Origin of the sequence: Lentzea sp. NEAU-D7, from assembly GCF_026242055.1 — a bacterium.
In the GTDB taxonomy this organism is placed as follows: Bacteria; Actinomycetota; Actinomycetes; order Mycobacteriales; family Pseudonocardiaceae; genus Lentzea.
Genome location: NZ_JAPJDL010000003.1, coordinates 480,996 through 505,933 on the forward strand (window position 1 = coordinate 480,996; position 24,938 = coordinate 505,933).

22 protein-coding genes, 2 tRNA genes and 1 pseudogene are annotated in these 24,938 nt (G+C 68.0%); 14 read left to right on the top strand and 11 right to left on the bottom strand.

The features are described from left to right. Window positions 1-4 precede the first annotated feature (4 nt). The 8 genes and pseudogenes from recF to ORI60_RS09275 all read left to right on the top strand — a co-directional run bounded on the left by recF (window position 5) and on the right by ORI60_RS09275 (window position 8,158). Window positions 5-1,111, top strand: a complete 1,107-nt coding sequence (gene recF, locus ORI60_RS09240) for a DNA replication/repair protein RecF (RefSeq protein WP_266036345.1) — start codon at window positions 5-7, stop codon at window positions 1,109-1,111. Window positions 1,112-1,229: 118 nt separating this feature from the next. Beyond that, window positions 1,230-1,763, top strand: a complete 534-nt coding sequence (locus ORI60_RS09245) for a DciA family protein (RefSeq protein WP_266036347.1) — start codon at window positions 1,230-1,232, stop codon at window positions 1,761-1,763. A gap of 247 nt (window positions 1,764-2,010) precedes the next feature. Next, entirely contained in the window at window positions 2,011-3,981 is a 1,971-nt protein-coding gene (gyrB, locus tag ORI60_RS09250; protein ID WP_266036349.1) for a DNA topoisomerase (ATP-hydrolyzing) subunit B, read from the top strand. Between the two features lie 55 nt (window positions 3,982-4,036). Beyond that, window positions 4,037-6,580 (top strand): DNA gyrase subunit A, encoded by a 2,544-nt coding sequence (gene gyrA / locus ORI60_RS09255; protein WP_266036351.1) that lies wholly within the window; start codon window positions 4,037-4,039, stop codon window positions 6,578-6,580. 34 nt (window positions 6,581-6,614) lie between these two features. Beyond that, window positions 6,615-7,583 carry a DUF3566 domain-containing protein gene (locus tag ORI60_RS44730; RefSeq protein ID WP_416234376.1) on the top strand — a complete coding sequence of 323 codons (969 nt, stop codon included), beginning with the start codon at window positions 6,615-6,617 and terminating at the stop codon, window positions 7,581-7,583. Window positions 7,584-7,652: 69 nt separating this feature from the next. Next, a tRNA-Ile gene (locus tag ORI60_RS09265) sits at window positions 7,653-7,726 on the top strand. A gap of 199 nt (window positions 7,727-7,925) precedes the next feature. After that, window positions 7,926-8,045, top strand: a pseudogene (locus ORI60_RS09270) (DLW-39 family protein); the annotation flags it as partial. A 40-nt stretch (window positions 8,046-8,085) separates the two neighbouring features. Next, window positions 8,086-8,158, top strand: a tRNA-Ala gene (locus ORI60_RS09275). Window positions 8,159-8,224: 66 nt separating this feature from the next. Here the strand turns inward: ORI60_RS09275 and ORI60_RS09280 are convergent. Next, complete coding sequence (locus ORI60_RS09280; protein WP_266036353.1) at window positions 8,225-8,617, bottom strand: DoxX family protein; 393 nt, start codon at window positions 8,615-8,617, stop codon at window positions 8,225-8,227. A gap of 108 nt (window positions 8,618-8,725) precedes the next feature. On the opposite strand from ORI60_RS09280, the gene ORI60_RS09285 reads away from it, so the two are divergent. After that, window positions 8,726-9,259 (top strand): DUF2020 domain-containing protein, encoded by a 534-nt coding sequence (locus ORI60_RS09285; RefSeq protein ID WP_266036354.1) that lies wholly within the window; start codon window positions 8,726-8,728, stop codon window positions 9,257-9,259. A 95-nt stretch (window positions 9,260-9,354) separates the two neighbouring features. Here the strand turns inward: ORI60_RS09285 and ORI60_RS09290 are convergent, their stop codons facing one another. Further along, entirely contained in the window at window positions 9,355-9,921 is a 567-nt protein-coding gene (locus ORI60_RS09290; RefSeq protein ID WP_266036356.1) for a hypothetical protein, read from the bottom strand. Window positions 9,922-10,014: 93 nt separating this feature from the next. Here ORI60_RS09290 and ORI60_RS09295 point away from each other — a divergent pair, with 93 nt between their 5' ends. Further along, entirely contained in the window at window positions 10,015-10,563 is a 549-nt protein-coding gene (locus ORI60_RS09295) for a peptidylprolyl isomerase (RefSeq protein WP_266036358.1), read from the top strand. Next, window positions 10,560-11,477, top strand: a complete 918-nt coding sequence (locus ORI60_RS09300; protein ID WP_266036360.1) for a rhomboid family intramembrane serine protease — start codon at window positions 10,560-10,562, stop codon at window positions 11,475-11,477. The genes ORI60_RS09295 and ORI60_RS09300 overlap by 4 nt, the downstream gene beginning before the upstream one ends. A 7-nt stretch (window positions 11,478-11,484) precedes the next feature. Here ORI60_RS09300 and ORI60_RS09305 read toward each other — a convergent pair whose 3' ends face one another. Both ORI60_RS09305 and crgA read right to left on the bottom strand, forming a co-directional pair. Beyond that, complete coding sequence (locus tag ORI60_RS09305) at window positions 11,485-11,880, bottom strand: PH domain-containing protein (protein WP_266036362.1); 396 nt, start codon at window positions 11,878-11,880, stop codon at window positions 11,485-11,487. Between the two features lie 234 nt (window positions 11,881-12,114). After that, window positions 12,115-12,381, bottom strand: coding sequence for a cell division protein CrgA (gene crgA, locus ORI60_RS09310; RefSeq protein ID WP_030465604.1), 267 nt, complete (start codon window positions 12,379-12,381; stop codon window positions 12,115-12,117). 212 nt (window positions 12,382-12,593) lie between these two features. Here crgA and ORI60_RS09315 point away from each other — a divergent pair, with 212 nt between their 5' ends. Beyond that, window positions 12,594-13,763: a class E sortase gene (locus tag ORI60_RS09315; RefSeq protein ID WP_266036368.1), complete on the top strand. Its 1,170-nt coding sequence runs from the start codon at window positions 12,594-12,596 to the stop codon at window positions 13,761-13,763. Then, window positions 13,763-13,918 carry a hypothetical protein gene (locus ORI60_RS09320; RefSeq protein ID WP_167978244.1) on the top strand — a complete coding sequence of 52 codons (156 nt, stop codon included), beginning with the start codon at window positions 13,763-13,765 and terminating at the stop codon, window positions 13,916-13,918. The genes ORI60_RS09315 and ORI60_RS09320 overlap by 1 nt, the downstream gene beginning before the upstream one ends. 502 nt (window positions 13,919-14,420) lie before the next feature. Here ORI60_RS09320 and ORI60_RS09325 read toward each other — a convergent pair. After that, the gene (locus ORI60_RS09325; protein ID WP_266036371.1) at window positions 14,421-15,764 is read right to left on the bottom strand and encodes an FAD-dependent oxidoreductase; all 1,344 of its coding nucleotides are present in this window, start codon (window positions 15,762-15,764) and stop codon (window positions 14,421-14,423) included. Between the two features lie 77 nt (window positions 15,765-15,841). On the opposite strand from ORI60_RS09325, the gene ORI60_RS09330 reads away from it, so the two are divergent. Further along, window positions 15,842-16,483, top strand: coding sequence for an aminodeoxychorismate/anthranilate synthase component II (locus ORI60_RS09330; RefSeq protein WP_266036373.1), 642 nt, complete (start codon window positions 15,842-15,844; stop codon window positions 16,481-16,483). 60 nt (window positions 16,484-16,543) lie between these two features. On the opposite strand, the gene pknB is transcribed toward ORI60_RS09330, so the two are convergent. The 6 genes from pknB to ORI60_RS09360 are packed head-to-tail and all read right to left on the bottom strand — an operon-like array spanning window position 16,544 to window position 24,914. Continuing rightward, window positions 16,544-18,544 (bottom strand): Stk1 family PASTA domain-containing Ser/Thr kinase, encoded by a 2,001-nt coding sequence (pknB, locus tag ORI60_RS09335; protein ID WP_266036375.1) that lies wholly within the window; start codon window positions 18,542-18,544, stop codon window positions 16,544-16,546. Between the two features lie 55 nt (window positions 18,545-18,599). Next, window positions 18,600-20,090, bottom strand: a complete 1,491-nt coding sequence (locus ORI60_RS09340; protein WP_266036377.1) for a serine/threonine-protein kinase — start codon at window positions 20,088-20,090, stop codon at window positions 18,600-18,602. Then, window positions 20,090-21,562, bottom strand: coding sequence for a peptidoglycan D,D-transpeptidase FtsI family protein (locus ORI60_RS09345; RefSeq protein ID WP_266036378.1), 1,473 nt, complete (start codon window positions 21,560-21,562; stop codon window positions 20,090-20,092). The genes ORI60_RS09340 and ORI60_RS09345 overlap by 1 nt, the downstream gene beginning before the upstream one ends. After that, the gene (locus tag ORI60_RS09350) at window positions 21,559-23,031 is read right to left on the bottom strand and encodes an FtsW/RodA/SpoVE family cell cycle protein (protein ID WP_266036380.1); all 1,473 of its coding nucleotides are present in this window, start codon (window positions 23,029-23,031) and stop codon (window positions 21,559-21,561) included. Before ORI60_RS09350 ends, ORI60_RS09345 begins: the two co-directional genes overlap by 4 nt. Before the next feature lie 3 nt (window positions 23,032-23,034). Continuing rightward, window positions 23,035-24,456: a PP2C family protein-serine/threonine phosphatase gene (locus ORI60_RS09355; RefSeq protein WP_266036382.1), complete on the bottom strand. Its 1,422-nt coding sequence runs from the start codon at window positions 24,454-24,456 to the stop codon at window positions 23,035-23,037. Further along, window positions 24,453-24,914, bottom strand: coding sequence for an FHA domain-containing protein FhaB (locus ORI60_RS09360; RefSeq protein WP_030480247.1), 462 nt, complete (start codon window positions 24,912-24,914; stop codon window positions 24,453-24,455). Before ORI60_RS09360 ends, ORI60_RS09355 begins: the two co-directional genes overlap by 4 nt. Between the last annotated feature and the right edge of the window lie 24 nt (window positions 24,915-24,938).

The following is a 24,938-nucleotide window of genomic DNA, read 5'->3' on the forward strand; positions in this document are numbered from 1 at the left end:
GAGAGTGCACGTCAGACATCTCCAGGTCAGCGACTTCCGGTCGTGGAAGCTCGCCGACCTGGAGCTCGAGCCCGGCGCGTCGGTGCTCGTCGGGCGCAACGGCCAGGGCAAGACGAACCTGGTCGAGGCGATCGGGTACGTGGCGACGCTGGGTTCGCACCGCGTCTCCAGCGACGCACCGCTGATCCGGCACGGCGCCCAGCGCGCCGTCGTGCGGGCGGCCGTGGTCAACGACGACCGCGAGCTGCTCGTGGAACTGGAGATCACGGCCGGCAAGTCGAACCGGGCGCGGATCAACCGGGGTCCGGTGCCGCGTCCGCGTGACGTGCTCGGGATCCTGCGCACGGTGTTGTTCGCACCGGAGGACCTCTCCCTGGTGCGGGGCGATCCGAGCGACCGGCGGCGGTTCCTCGACGAGATGCTCGTGCTGCGCGCACCGCGCTATGCCGGTGTTCGCAGCGACTACGACCGCGTCCTGAAGCAGCGCAGCGCGTTGTTGAAGACGGTGAAGCACTCCCGGTCGGCGGACCTCTCGACACTCGACGTCTGGGACGGGCACCTCGCCAAGCACGGCGCGGAGCTGCTGGCCGCGCGGTTGAAGCTGGTCCGCGACATGGCGGACCACGTGACCTCGGCGTACGCGGAGGTCGCTCCGGAGTCGCGTCCGGCGCTGATCTCGTACAGGTCGAGCGTCGGCGACCTGCCGGAGGACAGGGAGAGCATCGAGGACCTGCTGCTGGCCGAGCTCGACCGGGTACGGCGGCAGGAGATCGAACGGGGCGTGTGCCTCGTCGGTCCCCACCGGGACGACCTGGACCTGACGCTCGGCGAACTGCCGGCGAAGGGCTACGCCAGTCACGGAGAGTCATGGTCCTTCGCGCTCGCCCTGCGGCTCGGCGGGTACGAGCTGATGCGTGTCGACGGCATCGAACCGGTGCTCGTGCTGGACGATGTGTTCGCGGAGCTCGACCGCGGCCGGCGCAGGCAGCTGGCCAAGGTGGCGGCCGCCGCCGAGCAGGTGCTGATCACCGCGGCAGTGGCCGAGGACGTTCCGGACGAGCTGGTCGGTGCCCGGTTCGAGGTACAGGGCGGGGAGGTACGGCGTGTCTGACTCGGAGGCTGACTCTCGGGGTTCGAAGCCCCCACATGTAGCTCGATCGGGTGTGTCCGCCCACACATCTGGGGACAAGTCTGTGGATGGTGTGGATAACTCCGTCACAAATCCAGACTTGTCCACAGGTTCATTCACACCTGAGGGTGAGCAGCTGAAGGGGTCGGACCTCGCCAGGGCAGCTCTCGAGGCGGCGAAAGCGGCCGCGAAGGCGCGCGGACGGGTGCCGGGGAGCAAGTCGACGGGCCGTCCGGTCAACCGCAGGCGGCGGCGCTGGTCGGGTCCGGGCCCGGACGACCGCGACCCCCAGCCGCTCGGGCGGATCGCGTCCAGGATCGCGGCGGACCGCGGCTGGGTCGAGCAGCTGCAGGGTGGCCAGGTCTTCGGCCGCTGGGCAAAATTGGTGGGTGAGGACGTCGCCGAGCACGCGGTGCCGATCGCTCTCAGTGACGGGGAACTGACGGTCCAGGCGTCGTCGACGGCGTGGGCCACCCAGCTGCGCCTCCTGCAGCGCGAGCTGATCAAACGGATCGCCGCGGGCGTGGGCAACGGCGTCGTCAAAAGGCTCAAGATCAAGGGACCGGACGCTCCCAGCTGGCGACACGGCCCCAGGCACGCGCCTGGGCGCGGTCCGCGTGACACCTACGGGTGAGGTCCTGTCAAGGGCTCAGCGGCGATTCTGTGGCTCAATGAGTGTTCACCAGCGGATTTGAACCCCCTTTTCAGCCGTCCTGACCCGTCTTGCGCCGCTTGAGGCGCTCTGTGACCGATTCAAAGGTGTCCTTGACCCCGTTCTGTCGGGGTGCCCCGGTAGAATCACGGGGTAGAGCGTCACCCATCCCAGAAGTCGGGGAACACCGTGCGGGCCCTGCCCGCATCAGCGAGGAGACTCCAGGCCCGTGTCAGCTAAGAAGAATGAGTACGACGCGTCCTCGATCACCGTCCTCGAAGGCCTTGAGGCAGTGCGCAAGAGGCCGGGTATGTACATCGGCTCCACCGGCGAGCGCGGTCTGCACCACCTGGTCCAAGAGGTCGTGGACAACTCGGTCGACGAGGCGATGGCCGGCTACGCGACCACGGTCGACGTCACCCTGCTGGCCAACGGCGGCATCAGGGTCATCGACGACGGTCGTGGCATCCCGACCGGCATCCACCCGGTGGAGGGCGTGCCGACCGTCGAGGTCGTCATGACCAAGCTGCACGCGGGCGGCAAGTTCGACAGCGACTCCTACGCGGTGTCCGGCGGTCTGCACGGCGTCGGCATCTCCGTGGTGAACGCGCTGTCGACCGCCGTCGACCTGGAGATCAAGAACGCCGGCCACGTCTGGACCCAGCGCTACGAGGGTTCCAAGCCCGCGCACGAGCTGCGCAAGGGCGAGCCGACGACGGAGACCGGCACCACCGTCACGTTCTGGGCCGACCCCGAGATCTTCGAGACGACCGAGTACAACGTCGAGACGATCGCACGCCGCCTGCAGGAGATGGCGTTCCTCAACAAGGGGATCACGATCGTCCTGCGCGACGAGCGGGTCTCGGAGGAGGACGAGGAGGCCGACGCCGAGGGCCACAAGGCCGCGGTGAAGGAGCGCGTCTTCCACTACCCCGGTGGTCTGGAGGACTTCGTCCGCCACATCAACCACACGCGCGAGGCCGTGCACCAGAAGGTCATCGGCTTCGAGGCGCAGGGCGAGGACCTCCAGGTCGAGGTCGCGATGCAGTGGAACACCGGCTACACGGCCTCGGTCTACACCTTCGCGAACACGATCAACACGCACGAGGGCGGCACCCACGAGGAGGGCTTCCGCGCCGCGCTGACCCGGGTGGTCAACGAGTACGCGCGCGAGAAGAAGCTCCTCAAGGAGAAGGACACGAACCTCACCGGTGACGACATCCGCGAGGGTCTCGCGGCGATCATCTCGGTGAAGCTCAAGGAGCCCCAGTTCGAGGGCCAGACGAAGACCAAGCTGGGCAACAGCGAGGCGAAGTCGTTCGTGCAGAAGTCGACGAACGAGCACCTGGCCGACTGGTTCGAGCGCCACCCCAACGAGGCCAAGACCATCGTCACCAAGTCGGTGTCGTCGGCGCAGGCCCGCATCGCCGCCCGCAAGGCCCGCGAGCTGGTGCGCCGCAAGGGCGCGCTCGACATCGGCGGCCTGCCCGGCAAGCTGAAGGACTGCCGCTCGACCGAGCCGGAGCGCTGCGAGCTCTACATCGTCGAGGGCGACTCGGCAGGCGGCTCGGCCAAGGAGGGCCGCGACTCGATGTACCAGGCGATCCTGCCGATCCGCGGCAAGATCATCAACGTCGAGAAGGCGCGCATCGACCGCGTCCTCAAGAACACCGAGGTCCAGTCGCTGATCACGGCGCTGGGCACCGGCATCCACGACGAGTTCGACCTGACGAAGCTGCGCTACCACAAGATCGTGCTGATGGCCGACGCCGACGTCGACGGCCAGCACATCCGCACGCTGCTGCTCACGCTGCTGTTCCGCTTCATGCAGCCGCTCATCGAGCACAACCACGTGTACCTCGCGCAGCCGCCGCTCTACAAGATCAAGTGGCAGCGCGCCGAGCCCGAGTACGCCTACTCCGACCGCGAGCGCGACGCCGTGATCAAGGACGGTCTCGCCGGCGGCAAGCGCCTGGGCAAGGAAGACAACATCCAGCGGTACAAGGGTCTCGGTGAGATGAACGCCGAGGAGCTGTGGGAGACCACGATGGACCCGGCGAACCGGATCCTGCGGCAGGTCACCATGGACGACGCGGCCACCGCCGACGAGCTGTTCAGCGTGCTCATGGGCGAGGACGTCGAGGCACGCCGTTCGTTCATCACCCGCAACGCCAAGAGCATCAAGTTCCTGGACATCTGAGTCCGGTCTTGGTCCCTAGGCATCCTGGCGTTTCTGGCGAGAAGGAAAGAGAACAGTGACCGATACGACTCTGCCCCCGCAGCACGACCGCATCGAGCCGGTCGAGATCCAGCAGGAGATGCAGAACTCGTACATCAACTACGCGATGTCCGTCATCGTGGGTCGTGCGCTGCCCGACGTGCGTGACGGGCTCAAGCCCGTGCACGTCCGGGTGCTGTACTCGATGTTCGACTCCGGCTTCCGTCCCGACCGCGGTTTCAACAAGTGCGCGCGCGTCGTCGGCGACGTGATGGGCAACTACCACCCGCACGGCGACTCGGCGATCTACGACGCGCTGGTGCGCCTCGCCCAGCCGTGGGCCCTGCGCTACCCGCTGATCGACGGCCAGGGCAACTTCGGTTCCGTCGGCAACGACCCCGCCGCCGCCATGCGGTACACGGAATGCCGCCTCTCGCCGCTGGCCATGCACATGCTGGCCGACATCGAGGAAGACACCGTCGAGTTCCGCGACAACTACGACGGTCGCATCCAGGAGCCGACCGTCCTGCCGTCGCGCATCCCGAACCTGCTGATCAACGGCAGCTCGGGCATCGCCGTCGGCATGGCGACGAACATCCCGCCGCACAACCTCCGCGAGGTCGCGGAGGGCGTGGTGTGGGCGCTCGACAACCACGAGGCCTCCGACGAGGAGACCCTCGAGGCGATGATCGCCCGCATCAAGGGCCCGGACTTCCCGACGTACGGCCAGATCCTCGGCACGTCGGGCATCGAGGACGCGTACCGCACCGGCCGCGGCTCGGTCCGGATGCGCGCCGTCATCGAGGTGGACGAGGACGCCAAGGGCCGCACGATCCTGGTCGTCACCGAGCTGCCGTACCAGGTCAACCCGGACAACCTGGTCGAGAACATCGCCTCGCTGGTGCGCGACGCCAAGCTCACCGGCATCGCGAACATCGCGGACGAGTCGAACCGCCGCATCGGCATGCGCATCGTCATCACGCTCAAGCGCGACGCGGTGGCGAAGGTCGTGCTGAACAACCTCTACAAGCACACCCAGCTGCAGTACTCGTTCGGTGTGAACATGTTGTCGCTGGTCGACGGCGTGCCGCGCACGCTGCGCCTCGACCAGATGATCCGCCACTACGTGAAGCACCAGATCGAGGTCATCGTCCGGCGGACGCGTTTCCGCCTGCGCAAGGCCGAAGAACGCGCACACATCCTGCGCGGACTGGTGAAGGCGCTCGACCAGCTCGACGCCGTCATCGCGTTGATCCGCCGGTCCGAGACGCCGGACATCGCGCGTTCGGGCCTGATGGAGCTCCTCGAGGTCGACGAGATCCAGGCCAACGCGATCCTGGAGATGCAGCTCCGCCGCCTCGCGGCCCTGGAGCGCCAGAAGATCATCGACCAGCTGGCCGAGATCGAGGTCGAGATCGCCGACCTGAAGGACATCCTCGAGAGGCCGGAGCGCCAGCGCAAGATCGTGCGCGACGAGCTCACGGCGATCGTGGACAAGTTCGGCGACGACCGCCGCACGAAGATCATCCCGTTCGACGGCGACGTGTCCATGGAGGACCTGATCGCGGTCGAGGACGTGGTCGTCACGATCACGCGCACCGGCTACGCGAAGCGCACCAAGACCGACCTCTACCGGGCGCAGAAGCGCGGCGGCAAGGGCGTGCAGGGCGCACAGCTCAAGCAGGACGACATCGTCGCGCACTTCTTCGTGTGCTCGACGCACGACTGGATCCTGTTCTTCACGAACAAGGGCCGGGTGTACCGCACGAAGGCCTACGAGCTGCCCGAGGCGAACCGCAACGCCCGCGGCCAGCACGTCGCGAACCTCCTCGCGTTCCAGCCGGAGGAGGAGATCGCGCAGGTCATCCAGATCAAGAACTACGACGTGTCGCCGTACCTCGTGCTCGCCACCCGCAAGGGTCTGGTCAAGAAGTCGAAGTTGTCCGACTTCGATTCCAACCGATCGGGTGGACTTATCGGCATCAACCTCCGTGAGGACGACGAGCTGGTCGGAGCCGTGCTGTGCTCGGCAGATGACGACCTGCTCATGGTGTCCGCGGACGGCCAGTCGATCCGCTTCCACGCCACCGACGACGTGCTGCGCCCGATGGGCCGTGCCACGTCAGGCGTGCAGGGCATGCGCTTCAACGCCGATGACGAGCTGCTTTCCGTCGGTGTCGTCCAAGAAGGTCTGTTCGTTTTGGTCGCGACGGACGGTGGGTACTCGAAGCGAACGCCCATCGAGGACTACCCGGTCCAGGGGCGTGGCGGCAAGGGTGTGCTGACCATTCAGCACGACCGCCGACGTGGCAGGCTGGTGGGCGCGCTCATCGTCGACGTCGACGACGAGCTCTACGCCATCACCTCGAGCGGCGGGGTCATCAGGACCCGGGCCGAGCAGGTGCGCAAGGCTGGACGGCAGACGAAGGGCGTGCGGCTGATGAACCTCGGCGAGAGCACCACTTTGATCGCTGTCGCACGCAACGCGGACGAGCCCAGCGACGTCATCATCAGTGAGGCGTCTGCCGCGGAGGACTCTGCCGCTGACCAGGCAGCCACCCCCACCGACTCGGCTGAGTAGTCGGAATCGCTAGCGAGAGGTCAAGGACAAGCTCGTGACTCCACCCGAGAACCGCGAAGGTCGGGACGCGGACAAGACCGCGGTGATCACCAAACCGACTCCGCAGAACTCCGCGCAGAAGCCGGCGGAGAAGAAGGCGGATTCGGCTGCGGCCTCCGGTTCCTCGGGTGGAACCGCGCAGGACAAGACCAAGCCCGTGTCGGCGGAGAAGGCGGCCGAGGCCGCCGCACCCGCCGAGGAGAAGCCGGCCGCTCCCGCCGCGGGGGCGACCCCGGCTCCTGCTCCGGCTGCTCCGGCCGAGGAGAAGACCGTCTCGCTCGGCGGCGCCACTCCGGCACCCGCCGACGAACCGGCCGTCGTCTCGGCACCGCCGCCCTGGCAGCGGGTGACGAACGACACCGAGGCCGCGCATGGCGACGCGACGGAGACCTACACGGCTCCGGGCGCACCGCCCGTGCCGTCCGCCGCGGAACCGGCTCCGGCCTTCCCGCAGACCGACCCGGACACCGTCAAGGTGCAGAAGCCCGTGGTCACGGGCTCGGCCGTGCCGGTCGGCCTGGGCAGCAGCCGCACGTCGGTGAACATGGGCACCAGCGGGGCCCGCCCCGCCGCGTCCAGCCCGTCGGCCCGCCGCCCCGGTCGTGGCCCCCGCCGAGCCTCGCTCCAGGTGAAGCGCGTCGACCCGTGGTCGGTTCTCAAGCTCGCCCTGGTGCTGGGCGTCGCGCTGTTCTTCGTCTGGCTCGTGGCGGTCGGCGTGCTCTACGGCGTCCTGCACGGCATGGGCGTCTGGGACAAGATCAACAGCACCGCGAACGACCTGCTCCAAGCCAACGAGCCGGGCGAACCGTTGATCAGCGCCGGTCGCGTCTTCGGCGTCTCGGCGATCATCGGCGCGGTCAACATCGTGCTGTTCACGGCCCTCGCAACCGTTGGCGCGTTCGTCTACAACGTGTCCGCGGATCTGGCCGGTGGTTTGGAGTTGACGCTCTCCGAGCGTGAGTGACCCCCGATTTGGGAGCAACGAGGACGATCCTGTAAGGTCTTCCTCGTTGCCCCAAGGGGTGATGATCGAGGGCCTATAGCTCAGGCGGTTAGAGCGCTTCACTGATAATGAAGAGGTCGGAGGTTCAAGTCCTCCTAGGCCCACTCGATTCGGGGTTTACCGTGTCGGCAGAATGCGCCGACCGCTTTCCGAATCATCGTTCCTTATCTGGGGGCCAAGCCCCCAGACCCCCGGCCGGGGGCAAGCCCCCGGAACCCCCATCATCGTTGATCACTCGGCATCTGCCGCCGTGCTGTAACGTGGTGGGGTCGTTGGGTTTACGGTCTTTGGGAGGGATTCGAAGTGGCTAAGAAGATCATCGCACTCGTCGTGGTCGCCGGTGCGGTTCTGTTCTTCGTCAAGCGCAGCCGTTCGGCCAAGGCCGACGCGGACCTGTGGCGCGAGGCCACCGCTCCCACCGACTGATCTTTGCTCTGACGGGCGGTTCGCCGCCCCCAGGCTTGGGGACGTAGCTCAATTGGCAGAGCACCGCCTTTGCAAGGCGGGGGTTAGGGGTTCGATTCCCCTCGTCTCCATCCGCTTTCACCGAAGCCCTGTTCGCGCCGTTGCGAACAGGGCTTCAGTGCATTCCGCACATCACGTCACGCCGAGGCGAGCGACTTCTTCGGCGCCTTGCGAAGGGCGTCGATGCTCCACGCGCCGGCACCCGTGAACGCCAGCAGCAGGAACGCCCACGAGTAGATCGCCGCGAGCTCGCCGCCGTTCTCGATCGGCAGAAGCGCCTTCGGCTGGTGCACCACGAAGTAGGCGTAGGCCATGGCGCCGGAGCTGAGCAACGCGGCCCAGCGCGTCCACAGTCCGATGATGATGAGACCGCCACCGATCAACTCGATGAGGGCCATCGGGCCGGACGGCCAGGAGAGCAGATCGACTCCCTTGGACAGCTTCTGCACGCCGTGGAACACGAACAACAGACCGATGACGATGCGGAAGAGAGCCAGAGCGTGCTCTCGTCGTTGTTCCAGGAACTCCATGGTCGGGTCCTCCAGGGCGGGATACAGGGGGCCAGGGCACAAAAGGTATGGACCAATCTAGAGTGTCCCGCTAGAGGCGCTTTTGGTATCTGGTTGACTGTTGCCCCTATGAAACGAGCACTGCTGCTGCCCCTGCTCGGCGTCCTCGCCGCATGCGGCACCCCCGTCGCCCAGGACGTGCCGGTTCCCACGACCCAGCCCCAGCAGGTCACGACCACTACCAGCGCGGCTCCGACAGTGCCGCCCGCGCCCCAGGCCGTGAACGACGGCCCGTGCCCGTACCTGGCGACCGGTTTCGTCGCGGAAGCCAACGGACAGCGCGTACCCAAAGTGAAACTGTCAACGGACGAGCCCCACCCGGCATGCTTCTTCTACGCGACCGCAACTGAGGTCCAGTTGACCGTGCGGGTCTACGTGGGGGATGAGGGCATTGCCAAGCGCATCGTGAACGAGGCGGCGCCGGACGGTTCACAGCCCGCGAACTCGCCCACCGGCTGGACCGGAGGGTACGTCAGCAGCGAAAGCGGCGTCGTCTACGCCGTGGCGAAGAGCACCGCCGCGGTGGTCGTCACCAGCAACCAGAAGCAGTCGATCAAGGCCCGCCGCATCGCGGAAGAGGCGATCAAGGGCCTCAAGATCTAGTGGGGCGACCCGGTAGGTGAGCACGACACCGCCCCCGCACGAGTGTGCGCGGGGGCGGTGGAAGACACGGCGAACTTCAGCGGTCGCCGTACTTACTACTTGATCGGCTCCTTCTGGGAGGGCACCTGCCCGTTGAGGACGGGCTCCGCGTGCGGAACCTGCTCCTCGTCCTGCAGGTGGACCTCCTGCGGCCGCCGCGTCATCGCGACGTAGCCGGCTGCCGCGGCCGCGACCAGGAGACCGAGCACCCACGGCCAGCGGCGGCGCTTCGGTGCGTCGGCACCGAGCTGAGCCGCGGCCTTGCGGATCTCCTTGGCGCGCACCTTCGCGTCCTTGCGCGCGCTCTTCGCAGCCTTCTTCACTTCCTTGCGCACGACCTCGGCCTTGCCCATGAGGTCGGCGCGAGTCTTCGCGCTCTTCTTGGCGAGGCGCTTGCGAGAGCGACGAGTCTGCTTCTCCCAGTCCTCGGCCTTGCCCATGAGCGTGTCAGCCCGCTCGACGAGTGCGCCGCGAACCTGATCCGCCGTGATGCCACGCTCGGCGAGCTTGACCTCAGCGGCGTGACCAGCGCGAACGACACCCTGACGCGCGGCCTTCAGACCGGTGCCGACAGCCTTGCCAACGTTCTCGCCGGCTCGGGTCATGACGTCCACCTCGTCCATCTCTGCTCCACACGTTGTCGTCCGGTGATGTCATAGAGGTACCCATCGTGCCCCTTTCTGAACATCGCCGCCCGTGGATGGCACGATGGGGTGGTGGCTGACAGCAACGAATCCTTCGTCGGGACCAAGGTGACGGCGACCCTGCACACCACGCAGGGCGACATCCGCATCAACCTGTTCCCCGACCACGCCCCCAAGACGGTGGCGAACTTCGTCGGGCTCGCCGAGGGCACGAAGACCTACACCGAAGCGAACGCGAGTGGCACGAAGACGGGTCCGTTCTACGACGGCACCCTGTTCCACCGCGTGATCGCCGGCTTCATGCTCCAGACCGGTGACCCGACCGGCACCGGTCGCGGTGGCCCCGGCTACCGCTTCGCGGACGAGTTCCACTCCGAACTGCAGTTCAACAAGCCCTACCTGCTCGCGATGGCGAACGCGGGGCCCAACACCAACGGCTCCCAGTTCTTCATCACCGTGGCGCCGACGACGTGGCTGAACTTCAAGCACACGATCTTCGGTGAGGTCGCCGACCAGGACTCGCGCAACGTCGTGGACGCGATCGGTGGCACCACGACCGGTGCGGCCGACCGTCCGGTCAACGACATCAAGATCGAGCGGATCACGATCGAACGCGCGTGAGCAACGCCCCCGTGCCACCGGACGGGCCGATCGGAGCGCAGCCGGACATCCCGGTCTGCGCACGTCATTCCGATCGGCCTACCCGGCTGCGCTGCAGCAGGTGCGACCGTCCGGCGTGCCCGGACTGTCTGCGCGACGCGTCGGTCGGCATGCAGTGCGTCGACTGCGTGAACGAGGGCGCCCGCACGGTTCGCCAAGCCCGCACGTCCGCGGGCGCGGTGGTCTCGAACGGCCGCCCGGTCATCACGCAGGTGATGATCGCGCTCAACGTGCTCGCGTACGTGGTCACGGTCGTCCAGTCCGGCAGCCCGATGAACAACTCGCGGGCCGGCCTGTTCACCGCGACGTCGATGATCCCGGAGCTCACCGCCAACGGTGAGTGGTGGCGGATCCTCACGTCCGGGTTCATGCACTTCGGCCTGCTCCACCTCGCGCTCAACATGGCCGCGCTCTTCGTGGTGGGCCCCGTGGTCGAGCAGGAACTGGGCAAGCTGCGGTACAGCGCCGTCTACTTCCTGTCGCTGCTCGGCGGCAGTGCGGCGGCGTTCTACTTCGGCACCGTCTGCCAGCAGCTCGCCGGCGCGTCCGGCGCGGTGTTCGGCCTGATGGGCGCGCTGCTGATCGTGTTCAAGCGGCAGAAGCGGGACATCTCCACGATCGTCGTGGTCGTCGGCATCAACCTGGTGTCGAACCTCTTCACCAACGCCTCGCTGCTCGGGCACCTCGGCGGGTTCGTGATCGGCGGCCTGCTGACGCTCGCCTTCGTCAAGGCGCCCGCGAAGAACCGCAACGCCTACCAGATCGGCGCTGTGGCGGCGGCCGCGTTGTTGCTCGGAGTCATGTTCGTGTTGCGTGCCTCCGAACTCGACACGGCGGCCGAAGTGATCCTCGAGTACGCCAGGACTTGCCGCTAGAACTGATTCACGGCCGCAGTGCGTGCAGCACTCCGGCGACTTCTTCGGGATCGGCGCCGAGGTCCAGCCTCGTGAGCACCACGAGACGGTCGTCGGCGTCGAGTTCCAAAGTCTGCTGTTCCCTGCCGAGCCGGCGGGTGGTCTGCAGCTTGACCTTCACCTCGTGCCACGGCAGCAGCGTCGTGCCCGTGAACCCGCGCACGGCCAGGCCGTCGGCGTCCGCGGTGAGCCTCGGGCGTGCGATCGACGCGAACGCCGCCAAGCCGGTGACCAGCAGCGTTGCCAGTCCGATGAGGAGACGGCCCGCGTTGTCGTCGGCGAGGAACGTCGCGAGGGCGAGTGCGAGAGCGGCCACCCACGCCATGGCGACCAGCGGGACGGGCGTCGACCAGGTTCGAGTCACACTGTCGAGTGTCCCGCATGAAATGTGGACAACTGAACGGGTCCGCATGAGGGAAAACCGTCGCTTGTGCATTTTGGTGCAAAGTTGTCCACAGGACTTGTCCCCAATGGGGATGACTTACAGCCGTGTGCTTCGGTGACGCTCGGATGAACCAGGTGAACCTGGGGCGAACAAAGGTCGGCCCGGACGTGTGACGTCCGGGCCGACCTGTACGAACGGTGACTTGCCGAGTGCCTAGCGCCAGCGCATCGTCATCAGCAGGCCGATGATCATCAGCGCGAAGCCGATGGCGAAGTTCCACGCGCCCAGCTCGAGCATGAACGGGATCTTCTCGGCCGCGATGTAGTTGACGACCAGCCACGCGAGGCCCAGCAGCATGAAGCCGAGCATGACAACGACGTAGACCGGGTGAGACGGCCCCGCTGCCTTGACCTTGACCGGCGTGCGGCGGTCAGTGGGTGCGGTGTAGACCGCCTTCTTCCGGACCTTCGACTTGGGCATGCTGTCCTCGCCTGACGTGGATATCCGTGAGTGACGCGAGTTTACGTGCACTACTCAGTAGACACGTTAACGTAGCGGCGGTGGTCAGCGAACCATCCTTGTAGACGCAGTTGTTTTCAGTTCACAGTCCGCGCGGAGGTTCTCAGGTGAACTCGGGACCCCAGCAGCCGCCTCCACGGCGTCCTGTACCTCGTCGTGATGACCTGCAGCACGTGCGGGCCACACAGACTCCCCGCCCCGTGCCGCCGCCCGAGGCGACCCAGTTCACCAGTGCTTTCTCCGGAAGCCTGCCTCCGAGCGCCCAGCAGCAGCGTCCGCCCTTCCCCGGCCCGCCGCCGGGCACGCCCGCGCGCGGAATGCCCCAGCCGGGCCGTCCCGGTCCGCCTCCCGGAACGCCGCCGGGCGGAATGCCCCGCAGGCCGCCGATGCCGCCCCCGCGTCCCCGCCCGGTCGACCCGCCCACCGAGGTGATCCCGCGCGTCGAGGACGACTACGACGACGACGATTACTACGACGATGACGAGTACTACGACGACGAGCCTCCGGCGAAGGACACCCCGCCGCCGGACAGCCTCGGGCGCAAGGCCGTGCGCGGCGTCGGCGAAGCCCTCATCACGATGGGCCTGGTCGTGCTGCTGTTCGTCGTCTACGAGGTCTACGTGACCGACCTGCTCTCCGCGGAGAAGCAGCAGGACGCGACCGCCGCCCTCGACTCCGAATGGAGCTCGAACGTCGTCACGCCGCCCCCGGCCGACCCGAACCGCAAGTCGCAGCTGAACCTCATCGAGGGCAAGGCGTTCGCGAAGATGTACATCCCGGTGTTCGGCAACGACTGGAAGTTCTCCGTCGTCGAGGGCACCACGGACAAGCACCTCGAGATCGGCCCCGGCCACTACAAGGACACCGCCCAGCCGGGCGAGGCGGGCAACTTCTCCATCGCGGGCCACCGCGTGGGCAAGGGCGCGCCGTTCAACGACCTCGACCTGCTCCAGTCCTGCAACTCGATCGTCGTGCAGACCCAGACCCAGTGGTTCGTCTACCGGGTGCTGCCGATGAGCAACGAGGTGGCCGGCTGGGCCTCGAACCCGAAGTCGAAGGAAGCCGCCTGCGCCGGCGTCGCCCCGCTGTCGACGACCTTCGGCGAGGCCTACTCGAAGACCGTCGGCCAGGAGATCGTCGTGCCGACCCAGGGCGAGGTCATCGCCCCCGTGCCGCACCAGGTGGGCGCGGCCGTGCCCGCCGACAAGCAGGCCAAGCTGCTCACGCTGACGACCTGCCACCCGCGCTTCTCCGACAAGCAGCGCCTGATCGTGCACGCCATCGAGACCAAGAGCTACCCGGTGGCCGACGGCTTCGTGCCGCCCGAGATGACGGAGGGCTGATGTACGGCTGGATCTGGCGGCACCTGCCGGGCCCGCTGTTCCTGCGGGTCATCGAGGCCGTCGTGCTGGTCGCCGGCATCGTGGCGCTGCTGATGTTCGTGGTGTTCCCGTGGGCGGAGCCGAAGCTGCCGTTCAACAACGTCACCACCGAGTGAGCTGCTCCTCGGCGAGCCGCAGTCAACGTCGCCTGACCGGGTGATGTCCAGCTGCGAGCATGGCGCTGAACCCGCTGTTTGCCCAGCTCAGCTCGCTGATCGGGTAGCGTGGTCTGGTGCGGCGGAGAAGTTGTCCACAGGATGCCGGGCGTCGCAGGAACCAAAATCCCGCCGTTGTCGTTGCGCATGAGGAAGCGCGCGGGGGCAGCGGGCACAGGCTCGCCGTCCGGCCACTTTCAGAACCGGTCGGCTGCTCACCGAAGAGTTCGTGCACGGCGGGGAGTCGAGGCCGACGACCAAGAGGTCGCACACAAGCCACACCTCCCGTTCCGGGCGACCGTGTTGTCGGCGAGGTCTGCGTTTAGGCGATGCAAGCGGTTGCGCGGCTCGGCGTTCGTGGATCAAGTGTCCGCACCGGCGCTACCGGTATAAGTGAAGCCGCCATCGCGAGTACACGCGATGGCGGCTTCATCGGAGAACGGCCATCAGACGCTCGAGCAGGTCAGCCGTTCGAGATCGTGGTCATCTCCTCGCGCGAGACGACCTTCACGCGCTCGCGGCCGTGCGCCGCGCCCAGTGCGATCTCGTGCGCGTCGAGACGGCCCCAGCCCTCGTTGGTCACGAACGGAACGCCGCGCTGCTCCAGGAACTCGACCACCGCCTCGTGCGCCGGCGTCGTGGCCTGGGGGAGTGCGGCGGCGTCTTCCAGGAGGCTCGTGATGGTCTCCAGGGCGTCGCCCTTGGTGTGGCCGATGAGGCCGATCGGGCCGCGCTTGATCCAGCCGGTCGTGTAGACGCCGGGGATGGGAACCTCGTCCAGGTCCAGCACGCGGCCGGCGAGGTGGGGGATCGTGCCCGAGACGTGGTCGAACGGGATGTCGGGCAGGTGCGTCGAGAGGTAGCCGACGGCGCGGTAGACGGCCTGGACGTCCCAGTCGGTGAAGACGCCCGTGCCGCGGACGTTGCCGTCGCCGGTCAGCTCCTGGGTTTCGGTGCGCAGGCCGGTGACGCGGTCGGAGCCGAGCACCTCGACCGGTGCCTCCAGGAAGTGCAGGTGCAGGCGGCGCGGGCGGTTGCCGACGTCGCGGATCGCCCACTCCTGGAGGGTCTTCACGATCATCTCGACCTGCTTGTTGGTCCTGATCGCGTGCATCGAGGCCTCGTCGAACTCGATGCCCTCGGCGTGGACGATCACCTCGACGTTCGGCGAGTGGTCGAGTTCGCGCAGTTCCAGCGGCGTGAACTTGGCCTGCGCCGGACCGCGGCGGCCGAAGACGTGCACGTCCGTGACCGGGGAGGACGACAGGCCCTCGTAGACGTTCTGGGGGATCTCGGTCACCAGCAGCTCGTCCGCGGTCTTCGCCAGGATGCGGGCCACGTCCAGGGCGACGTTGCCGACGCCCAGCACCGCGACGGACCGCGCTTCCAGCGGCCAGGTGCGCGGGACGTCGGGGTGGCCGTCGTACCAGGACACGAAGTCCGCGGCGCCGTAGCTGCCGGGCAGGTCGATGCCGGGGATGTCGAGAGCGCGGTCGGCCGCGGCGCCGGTGGAGAAGATGACGGCGTCGTAGAACTGGCGCAGGTCGTCGAGCTTGATGTCGACGCCGTACTCGACGTTGCCGAAGAAGCGGATCGACGGCCGGTCGAGCACCTTCTGCAGGGCCGTGACGATGCCCTTGATGCGCGGGTGGTCGGGCGCGACGCCGTAGCGGACGAGGCCGTAGGGCGCCGGCAGCTTGTCGAAGAGGTCGATCTGCGCGTCGACGTCGGACTTGGTCAGGATGTCGGCGGCGTAGACGCCCGCCGGTCCAGCGCCGACGACCGCGACGCGCAAGGAACGACTCATGACACCTATTTTAGGGTAGCCTTACCTCAGCGGAGACGAGAGCTAACTCACTCGACTCGACCGACTAGGCTCTGTCCATGCGCGTGCTCGTGGTCGACAACTACGACAGCTTCGTCTACAACCTGGTCCAGTACCTGGCACAGCTGGGTGCGGAGTGCGTCGTGCGGCGCAACGACGAGGTGGACCTCGACGAGATCGGCAAGGTCGACGGCGTCCTCGTCAGCCCCGGCCCCGGCACGCCGGAGCGCGCGGGCGCGAGCATCGACGTCATCAGGAAGTGCGCCGACACCGGCAAGCCCGTCTTCGGCGTGTGCCTCGGCCACCAGGCCATCGGTGTCGTCTGGGGCGGCACGGTCGACCGCGCGCCCGAGCTGTTGCACGGCAAGACGAGCATCGTCTTCCACGAGGGCAAGGGCGTTCTCGCCGGCGTGCCGCAGCCGTTCATCGCGACGCGCTACCACTCGCTGACGGTGCTGCCCGAGACGATCCCCGCCGAGTTCGAGGTCACCGGCAAGACCGAGAGCGGCATCGTGATGGGCATGCGCCACAAGGAGCTCCCGGTCGAGGGTGTGCAGTTCCACCCCGAGTCGGTGCTGACCGACGGCGGCCACCGCATGCTCGCCAACTGGCTCAAGGTCTGCGGCTTCGAGGTTCCCGAGGCCACGGTCGCGACGCTCGAGAACGGCATGCGCACGCTCGCCGCGGCCGCGCGTCTGTAGCAGGCGACGAAAAGGGGCGGCTTCCTCGAGGAAGCCGCCCCTTTTCGCACGTTCAGAGAATCAACTTCCGCCGATCCCCAGCTGGCCGACCGTCACGGTCACCGCGGTGCCCTTGGTGATCGACGTGCCCTTGGCCGGCTGCTGCGTCAGCACCTGGTCGCGCTTCGACGGGTCGGTGACCGTCTCCTTCTGCACGTTGAAGGCGGCGTTCCAGCCCAGCGACCTCAGCTTCTGCTCGGCTTCCCGCTGCGTCATGCCCACCAGGTCCGGCATCTCGAACTGGTTGCCCTTCGAGACCCTCAGCGTGACCGTCGTGCCCTTGTCCGCCTTGCTGTTGGCGACCGGGTTCTGCGAGATGACGGTGCCCTCGGGCTTGGCGCTGTCGACCGGTTCGATGACGACCTTGAAGCCGGAGCCCTCCAGCGTCTGGCGAGCGTCGGCCTCGTCGTCGTTCACGACGCCGGGCACGTTCACCTTGTCCGGCGCCCTGCCGAGCTGGATGTTGATCGTGCCGCCCTTTTTCAGCTTCAGCCCGACCTCGGGGTTCTGCTGTGCGACCTTGCCGGCCTTGGTCGCGTCGTCGACCTCGATGGACTCGCCCTGCTGCAGCTTGAAGCCGTTGGGGTCCTTGTCCAGGATCGCCTGGGCCTCCAGCGCCGTCTTGCCCTTCAGGTCGGGGACCGTTCCCTCACCGGGAGGCGCGCCGACGGAGATGGTGACCTGACCGCCCTTGATCAGCTGGGTGCCCTCCGGCGGGTTGGTGCTGATCACCTTGTTGATCTGGTCGGCGTTGCACTTCGCGGCGGCGCCGTTCGGGCCGGGCTCGCAGGCGACGTCCTCCTGGAGGGCCACGAGGCCGACCTTCTGGATCCTCTCCTTGGCCTCCAGCGGACTCAGGCCCACGATCGACGGGACCGAGACCTTCTCCGTCGCCTGGCTGCCCTGGTCCATCGCGTTCTTGGTGATCCACGCGGCAAGACCGAGAACGGCCATGCACAGGATCACCACCAACGTGACCATGATGGCCTTCTTGCGCTTCGCGCGACGCTCTTCTTCCTCGTCGGCGATCGGGTCGTAGTCGTCGTCCGGCTCCGACTTCAACGCGGCCGGGCGGTGCCTGCCGCCGGACACGACCTGCGTGCGCGCGGGACGTGCCGCCGCCTGCTCGTTCATCACGGCGGTGCGGTCCTCGGCCGTCATCACGGCGGGCGCGGACGGGCGCTGACCCGACAGCACGCGCACCAGGTCGCCGCGCATCTCCGCAGCCGACTGGTAGCGGTTCGCCGGGCCCTTCGACATCGCCTTCAGCACGATCGCGTCGAGCTGCGGCGACACCTTCGGGTTCAGCTGCGACGGGGCCTTCGGGTCTTCCCGCACGTGCTGGTACGCGACGGCGACGGGCGAGTCACCGGTGAACGGGGGCTCGCCGGTGAGCAGTTCGAACAGCACGCAACCGGCGGCGTAGACGTCGGAACGGGCGTCGACGGACTCGCCGCGCGCCTGCTCCGGCGACAGGTACTGGGCGGTGCCGATGACGGCGGCGGTCTGGGTGACCGCGGCCTGGCCGTCGTGCAGCGCGCGGGCGATGCCGAAGTCCATCACCTTCACGGCGCCGGACTTCGTGATCATCACGTTCGCCGGCTTCACGTCGCGGTGGACGATGCCGTGCCGGTGGCTGAAGTCGAGCGCGGCCGAGACGTCGGCCATGACCTCCATGGCGCGCTTGCCCGACAGCGGGCCCTGCGTCTTCACGATGTCGCGCAACGTTCGCCCGTCGACGAACTCCATCACGATGTACGGCAGCGGGCCGTACTCGGTCTGCGTCTCACCTGTGTCGTAGACGGCGACGATCGCCGGGTGGTTCAGGGCGGCGGAGTTCTGCGCCTCACGTCGGAATCGTTCCTGGAACTGGGAGTCACGGGCGAGGTCGGCCCGCAGCACCTTGATCGCCACGTCTCTGCCGAGGCGGACGTCCCGCCCCTTGTGGACCTCGGACATGCCGCCGTACCCGAGAGTCTCACCCAGTTCGTAGCGGTTTGAGAGCAGTCGCGGAGTGCTCATCGGTGCTTCGTCCCGCTCCTCGTCGACGGTGTTCCGAACTCGGTTCTGGTCTTGCTCATGGCGCGCACGTCACCTTCACCTGCGAGCCGACCGGCACCTCGCCTGTCGGCGCGATGGCGGTGACCCGGCACTTCTTCAAGTCGCCCGGCGCTGTGCCCTGCGCGCTCTGCACCTTGGGCTCCAGGCCGTGGTCGATCAGCTCGATGCTGACCGCGTCGCCGGAACGACCGATGTAGTCGTCCTCGTTGATCCGCATCGGCTGGCTGCCCGGTATGCGATCGGCGGAGTCGGGCTTCGCCTGACCGCTCGCCGGAGCGTTCGGGTTCGCCGTGCTGGACGTCGTCGTCGGCCGGCCGCCTTGCCCGGTGGCGCCGTTCTCCCCGGCGGTCAGCTTCCACAGGACTACCACGCCGACCACCAGCAGCACAGCCACCAGGACAGCGACCATAACCCAGACGGCGGTCCGGTTTCTCCCCGGCGGCGTCGGCATGGGGGTGAACGTTCCGGTCTGGTGCGCCGGCTGCATCCCGGTGTGGTGCGCCGGTTGCATCGCCGGATGGGTGCCGGGACGGCCCTGTGCACCGGTGTGGTGCTGCATCTGCGGTGGGATCGGCAGCGGCTGCGACGCCTGGGGCGGAGGCGGTGGCGCCTGCACGACCTGCTGCTGCGGAACCGGCTGGGGCATCGTGAACCCGGACGGCGTCGGCAGCGGCTGGCCCACCCGCACCGCGCTGACGGCCGCGGCGAACTCCCCGCCGGTCCGGTAGCGCTGCCTCGGGTCCTTCACCAGCGTGGCCTCGATCAACGCCCGCGCACCCGGAGGGACGTCCGGCGGCAACGGCGGCGCGATGTCGCGGATGTGCATCATCGCGACCGTCACCGCGTTGTCCGAGAGGAACGGCCGGTGCCCGGCCATGCACTCGTAGCCACACACTGCCAACGAGTAGACGTCGCTCGCCGGTTCGGCCTCACCGCCGAGAGCCTGCTCGGGGGCGATGTAGTGCGCGGTGCCCATCACCATGCCGGACCGCGTCACGGGAGCCGCGTCCACGGCCTTCGCGATGCCGAAGTCGGTGATCTTCACCTTCCCCGACGGGGTGACCATGATGTTGCCGGGCTTCACGTCGCGGTGCACGAGCCCGCGTTCGTGGGCCGCCTGCAACGCGTTCCCGGTCTGCTCCAGCAGGTCGAGCGTCACGTCGGCGGTCAGCCTGCCCCGGGAGATGATCGTCGCGAGCGGTTCGCCCTCGACGAGCTCCATCACCAGGTAGGCGGTGTCCTCCGGCCCGTCCGCGATCGACGCGGTCTCGCCGTAGTCGTGCACCGACGCGATGCCGGGGTGGTTGAGCGACGCGGTCATCCGCGCCTCGACGCGGAACCGGTGCAGGAACTCGGGATCTCCGGAGAGCTCCGCCTTGAGCACCTTCACCGCGACGCGGCGGTCGAGCCTGTCGTCCGCCGCCTCCCAGACCTCGCCCATGCCACCGACCGCTATCCGCCTGGTGAGGCGGTAGCGGTCGGCGAGGAGCTGGCCCGTGGTCAGCATCAGCGACCCGCCAGGTACGCGTTCATCACGGCGCGCCCGATCGGCGCGGCGACCTTGCCACCGGTGGCGCCCAGACCGCGGTCGCCGCCGTCCTCCACGATGACCGCGATCGCGATCTCCGGCTTCTGGGCCGGCGCGAACGCGATGTACCAGGCGTGCGGCTTGTTCTTCGTCACGTCGGCACCGTGCTCGGCGGTACCGGTCTTCGACGCCACCTGCACGTTCTGCAGGCGGCCCTCGCCACCGGTGTTGGTCTCCGACTGGATCATCATGTCGCGCAGGGCGTTGGCGTTGGCCGTGCTCATCGCGGTGTCGACCTGGTCCGGCTCGGTGTCGTCGATCGACTTCAGGTCCGGGCCGAGGATCTTCGACACCAGGTACGGCTGCATGCGCTTGCCGTTGTTCGCGATCGTCGCCGCGATCACCGCGTTCTCGAGCGGGGTGATCTGCACGTCGCGCTGGCCGATGCCGGTCTGGTAGAGCGCCGCGTCGTCCGGGATCGGGCCGAGCGTCGAGGTCTCGACGGCCAGCGGCACCGCGAGGTCCGGGTCGTTGAAGCCGAACTTCTCCGCCTGGCGGCGCAGCTTGTTCGCGCCGAGCTGGCCCGCCATCTCACCGAACGCCGTGTTGCACGACTTGGCGAGCGCGGTCTCCATCGACACCGTCTCGCCGGGGCCGCACGGGGTGCCGTTGAAGTTCGGCAGCGGGGTCTGGCTGCCGGGCAGGGTGATCGACCCCTTGGCGGTGTACTGCGTGTCCTTGTTCTTGCCGTCGGCCAGCGCCGCGGCGGCCACGACGACCTTCAACGTCGAGCCGGCCGGGTACAGGGCCTGCGTCGCGCGGTTGACCAGCGGGTCGCCCGCGTCCTTGGCGGTGAGCTGCTTCCACGCCGCCGCCTGCTCGTTCACGTCGTGGCTCGCGAGCAGGTTCGGGTCGTAGGACGGCGTGCTCGCCATCGCGAGGATCTCGCCGGTGTCCGGCTTGATCGCGACGACCGAGCCGGTGAAGCCCTTCGCCGTCAGCTGGTCGTACGCGGTCTGCTGCACCTTGGAGTTCAGGGTGAGCTGCACGTTGCCACCGACCGGGTCGCGGCCGGTGATCAACGCGGAGACGCGGCGCGTGAACAGCCTGTCGTCCGAGCCGTTGAGGAGGTCGTTCTCGGCGCGCTCCATGCCGGAGGTGCCGTACGTGACCGACAGGTAGCCGGTGACGGGGGCGTAGGCGGGACCGCTGTTGTAGGTGCGCAGGAACCGGAGACGGTCGCTCGTCTCCTTGACGTCCGCGATCACGGTGCCGTCGGCGACGGTGATCAGACCGCGCTTGCGGGCGTACTCGTCGAGCAGCACCCGGCGGTTGTAGGCGTTCTTGCGCCACTCGTCGGCGTTGATCACCTGCACCCACGTGGCGTTGCCCAGCAGGAGCACGATCATCACCATCATGGCCATGCCGACGCGGCGGAGCGGTGTGTTCATTTGGGACGCTCCACCATCACAGTGTGCTGGTCGGCGATAGCCGGTTGTTGCGGTTTCGGCTTCGCGATCCGTTGCGGGGCCCGTGCCGCCGCAGAAATTCGCAGTAGCAACGCGACGAGGATGTAGTTCGCGAGAAGTGACGAACCGCCGTAGGACAGGAACGGTGCGGTGATACCCGTCATCGGGATCAGCTTGGTGACACCGCCGACGACGATGAACACCTGGAAGCAGACCGCGAACGCGAGACCGCCGCCCAGGAGCTTGCCGAAGCTGTCGCGCACCGAGATGGCGCCGCGCAGGCCGCGCAGCGCGAAGACCATGTAGACCAGCAGCAGCGCCGCGAAACCGACGAACCCGAGCTCCTCGCCGATCACGGCGGTGATGAAGTCGGTGTTCGCCTCGGGGATCATCTCCGGCCGGCCCGCGCCGAGACCGGCGCCGCCGATGCCGCCGGTCGCGAGACCGAACAGCGACTGCGAGATCTGGTACCCGCCGCCGATCACGTCGTAGCGGGCGATCGGGTCCTGCCAGTTCGCGACGCGTTGCTGCACGTGCGTGAAGAGCTTCCACGCGATGATCGCGCCGCCGGCGAACAGGCCGAGACCGAGCACGACCCACGCCGCTCGTTCCGTGGCGATGTAGAGCAGCACGAGCACGATGCCGAAGAACAGCAGCGAGGAACCGAGGTCCTTCTGCAGCACCATGACCGCGACCGTGACGCCCCAGGCCGCGAACAGCGGGCCCAGGTCACGGGCGCGGGGCAGGTCCATGCCGAGGAACCGGCGGCCCGCCACCGTGAAGAGGTCTCGCTTCGACACGAGGAACGCGGCGAAGAAGACCATCAGGAGGATCTTGGCGAACTCACCCGGCTGCAGCGACAGCGGTCCGATGCGCAGCCAGATCTTCGCGCCGTTGATCGTCGGCGCGATGAAGCCGGGCAGCACACCGGGGAGCAGCAGCGCGACCAGTCCGACGAGGCCGAACGTGTAGCCGAAGCGTGCGAGCATCCGGTGGTCCGGGAGGAACTTCAGCGTGGCCGCGAACAGCAACAACCCGATGCCGGTCCAGATGACCTGCTTGAACGCCACCGGGTCCCACGTGGAACCGTCCGGGAAGACGGTGCCCTCCAGGGCCAGGTCGATCCGGTGGATGACCACCAGGCCGAGCCCGTTGAGCAGCGCGACGCACGGCAGGATCGCCGGGTCGGCGTACGGCGCCCACCTGCGCACGGCGAGGTGGGCACAGGCGAAGAGTCCGAGGTACGCGAGACCGAGGTAGAGGATCCTCAGGCTCAGCGAGCGCTCCTGGTTGAGTTCGACCAGGATGAGAGCCAGCGTCACGAGACCGGCGGCGAACGACAGCATCACCAGTTCGGTGCCGCGTCGCGTCGGCGCCTTCAGCCCTGGCGACGTGTTGGTCGCCACCGACGCGCCTGGTGAACCTTCCCCGGCGGGGACGGGCGAGCCCATCAACTACGGACCCTCCCGGCATTCCACACCCGGCTTTTGCTGGGAGGGGGCGAGCGAAGGCTCGGTGGCACCGGTCTCCGGGTTCGGAGAACCGTTGGCGGGCGGCGTGCTGGACGTGCTGGACGACGGAGTGCTCGGCGTCGTCGAGGGCGTCGTGCTGGACGACGTCGACGACGTGTCCTTGCACAGCGGCAGCATGTGCTCGGTGCGCAGCAACCGGACCGCGGCGCGGGCGCCGTCGAGGCCGTTGTCGCTGCGGATGCCCGCGGTGATCGTCTTCCGGCCGGCTTCCTGCAGGTCGTTCAAGGTGATCGGGGTGCAGCCCGTGGAGCCGGGCGGGCACGAGTCCTCGACCTTGGACGACAGCTTGAAGCCGAGCACCGTGCCGTTCAGGCCGCGGAAGATCGCGACCTGGCCGTTCTCGGTGGCCCCGACGTAGAACTGGGTGTTGAGCCACAGCTTGCCGCCGACCGCCACGACACCGGTCAGCAGGAGCAGCACGAAGATGATCGCGAACGCCTTGATGGCGTTGCGCTTCTTGCGCTTGGGGTCCTGCGGAGGTGGTGGCGGTGCGTCCATCCGCTGCGGCATCGGCGGGCGCTGCTGCGTGAGCGCGCTCGCCCGGGAGGCCGCGGAGTCCGGCGGGGCGTTGTGGTCCTCGCTGCCGTCGCCGGCCGCGCCGCCGAGGATCGGGTAGTCGTCGCCGAAGTCGACGTCCTCGACGTCCGCCACGATCACCGTGACGTTGTCGGGGCCGCCGCCCTTGAGCGCGAGCTCGATCATCCGGTCCGCGCAGGCCTGCGGGTCGGGGATGCGGATCGCCTCGTCGAGCGTCTCCAGGCTCACGACGCCGGACAGGCCGTCCGAGCAGAGCAGGAACCGGTCGCCGACGCGCGCTTCGCGCACCGTGAGGCTGGGCTCGAAGTCGTGCCCGGTGAGGGCCCGCAGCAGCAACGAGCGTTGCGGGTGCGTGGCGGCCTCGTCCGGGGTGATCCGGCCCTCGTCGATCAACGACTGGACGAACGTGTCGTCGTGCGTGATCTGCGCGAAGGAGCCCTCCCGCAGGAGGTACGCGCGCGAGTCGCCGATGTGCACGAGCCCGAGGCGGTTGCCCGCGAACAGGATGGCCGTGAGCGTGGTGCCCATGCCCTCCAGGTCCGGGTCGCTCGTCACGAGCTCGGAGATGGCGCCGTTGCCACTCGCGACCGCGTCGCGCAGCTTGCCGAGGAGGTCGTCGCCCGGCTCGTCGTCGTCGACGTGGGCCAGCGAGGCGATGACCACCTTGCTCGCGACCTCACCGGCGGCGTGGCCACCCATGCCGTCGGCTACTGCGAGCAGGCGGGGGCCCGCGTACACGGAGTCCTGGTTGTTGGCACGAACCAGGCCCCTGTCGCTTCGGGCCGCGTATCGAAGAACCAAGGTCATGAGCGCAGCTCGATCACCGTTTTGCCAATGCGGATCGGGGTGCCGAGAGGTACGCGCAGGGGTGCGGTGACCTTGGCTCGGTCTAGGTAGGTGCCGTTCGTGGAGCCGAGGTCCTCCACGTACCAGTCGGTACCGCGCATGGACAGCCGCGCGTGCCTGGTCGACGCGAAGTCGTCGTCCAGGACGAGGGTGGAGTCGTCAGCGCGGCCGATCAGGATCGGCCTGCCGTCGAGCGAGATGCGGGTGCCCGTGAGCGCCCCGTGGGTGACCACGAGTTGCCGGGGCGCCTTGCTTCCCCTCGCCGACTTCTCGGACCTCCGGAATCCGGGCAGACCTGATGCCCGGAGCCCTGAGGCTGCGTAAAGATCAGAGCGGACCACACGTAGGGCGGCCAGCACAAAGAGCCAGAGGAGGACGAGAAAGCCCGCTCTGGTCAGCTGCATCACCAGCTCTTGCACCGGTTGTAACCGCTCCTGCCTTGA

Coding starts and splice junctions, on each gene's coding strand:
- ORI60_RS09325 (WP_266036371.1), bottom strand. CDS start 15,764: ATGAGTCGTTCCTTGCGCGTCGCGGTCGTCGGCGCTGGACCGGCGGGC.
- crgA (WP_030465604.1), bottom strand. CDS start 12,381: ATGCCCAAGTCGAAGGTCCGGAAGAAGGCGGTCTACACCGCACCCACT.
- ORI60_RS09285 (WP_266036354.1), top strand. CDS start 8,726: ATGAAACGAGCACTGCTGCTGCCCCTGCTCGGCGTCCTCGCCGCATGC.
- ORI60_RS09330 (WP_266036373.1), top strand. CDS start 15,842: ATGCGCGTGCTCGTGGTCGACAACTACGACAGCTTCGTCTACAACCTG.
- ORI60_RS09345 (WP_266036378.1), bottom strand. CDS start 21,562: ATGAACACACCGCTCCGCCGCGTCGGCATGGCCATGATGGTGATGATC.
- ORI60_RS09280 (WP_266036353.1), bottom strand. CDS start 8,617: ATGGAGTTCCTGGAACAACGACGAGAGCACGCTCTGGCTCTCTTCCGC.
- ORI60_RS09320 (WP_167978244.1), top strand. CDS start 13,763: ATGTACGGCTGGATCTGGCGGCACCTGCCGGGCCCGCTGTTCCTGCGG.
- ORI60_RS09290 (WP_266036356.1), bottom strand. CDS start 9,921: ATGGACGAGGTGGACGTCATGACCCGAGCCGGCGAGAACGTTGGCAAG.
- pknB (WP_266036375.1), bottom strand. CDS start 18,544: ATGAGCACTCCGCGACTGCTCTCAAACCGCTACGAACTGGGTGAGACT.
- ORI60_RS09340 (WP_266036377.1), bottom strand. CDS start 20,090: ATGCTGACCACGGGCCAGCTCCTCGCCGACCGCTACCGCCTCACCAGG.
- ORI60_RS09355 (WP_266036382.1), bottom strand. CDS start 24,456: ATGACCTTGGTTCTTCGATACGCGGCCCGAAGCGACAGGGGCCTGGTT.
- ORI60_RS09350 (WP_266036380.1), bottom strand. CDS start 23,031: ATGGGCTCGCCCGTCCCCGCCGGGGAAGGTTCACCAGGCGCGTCGGTG.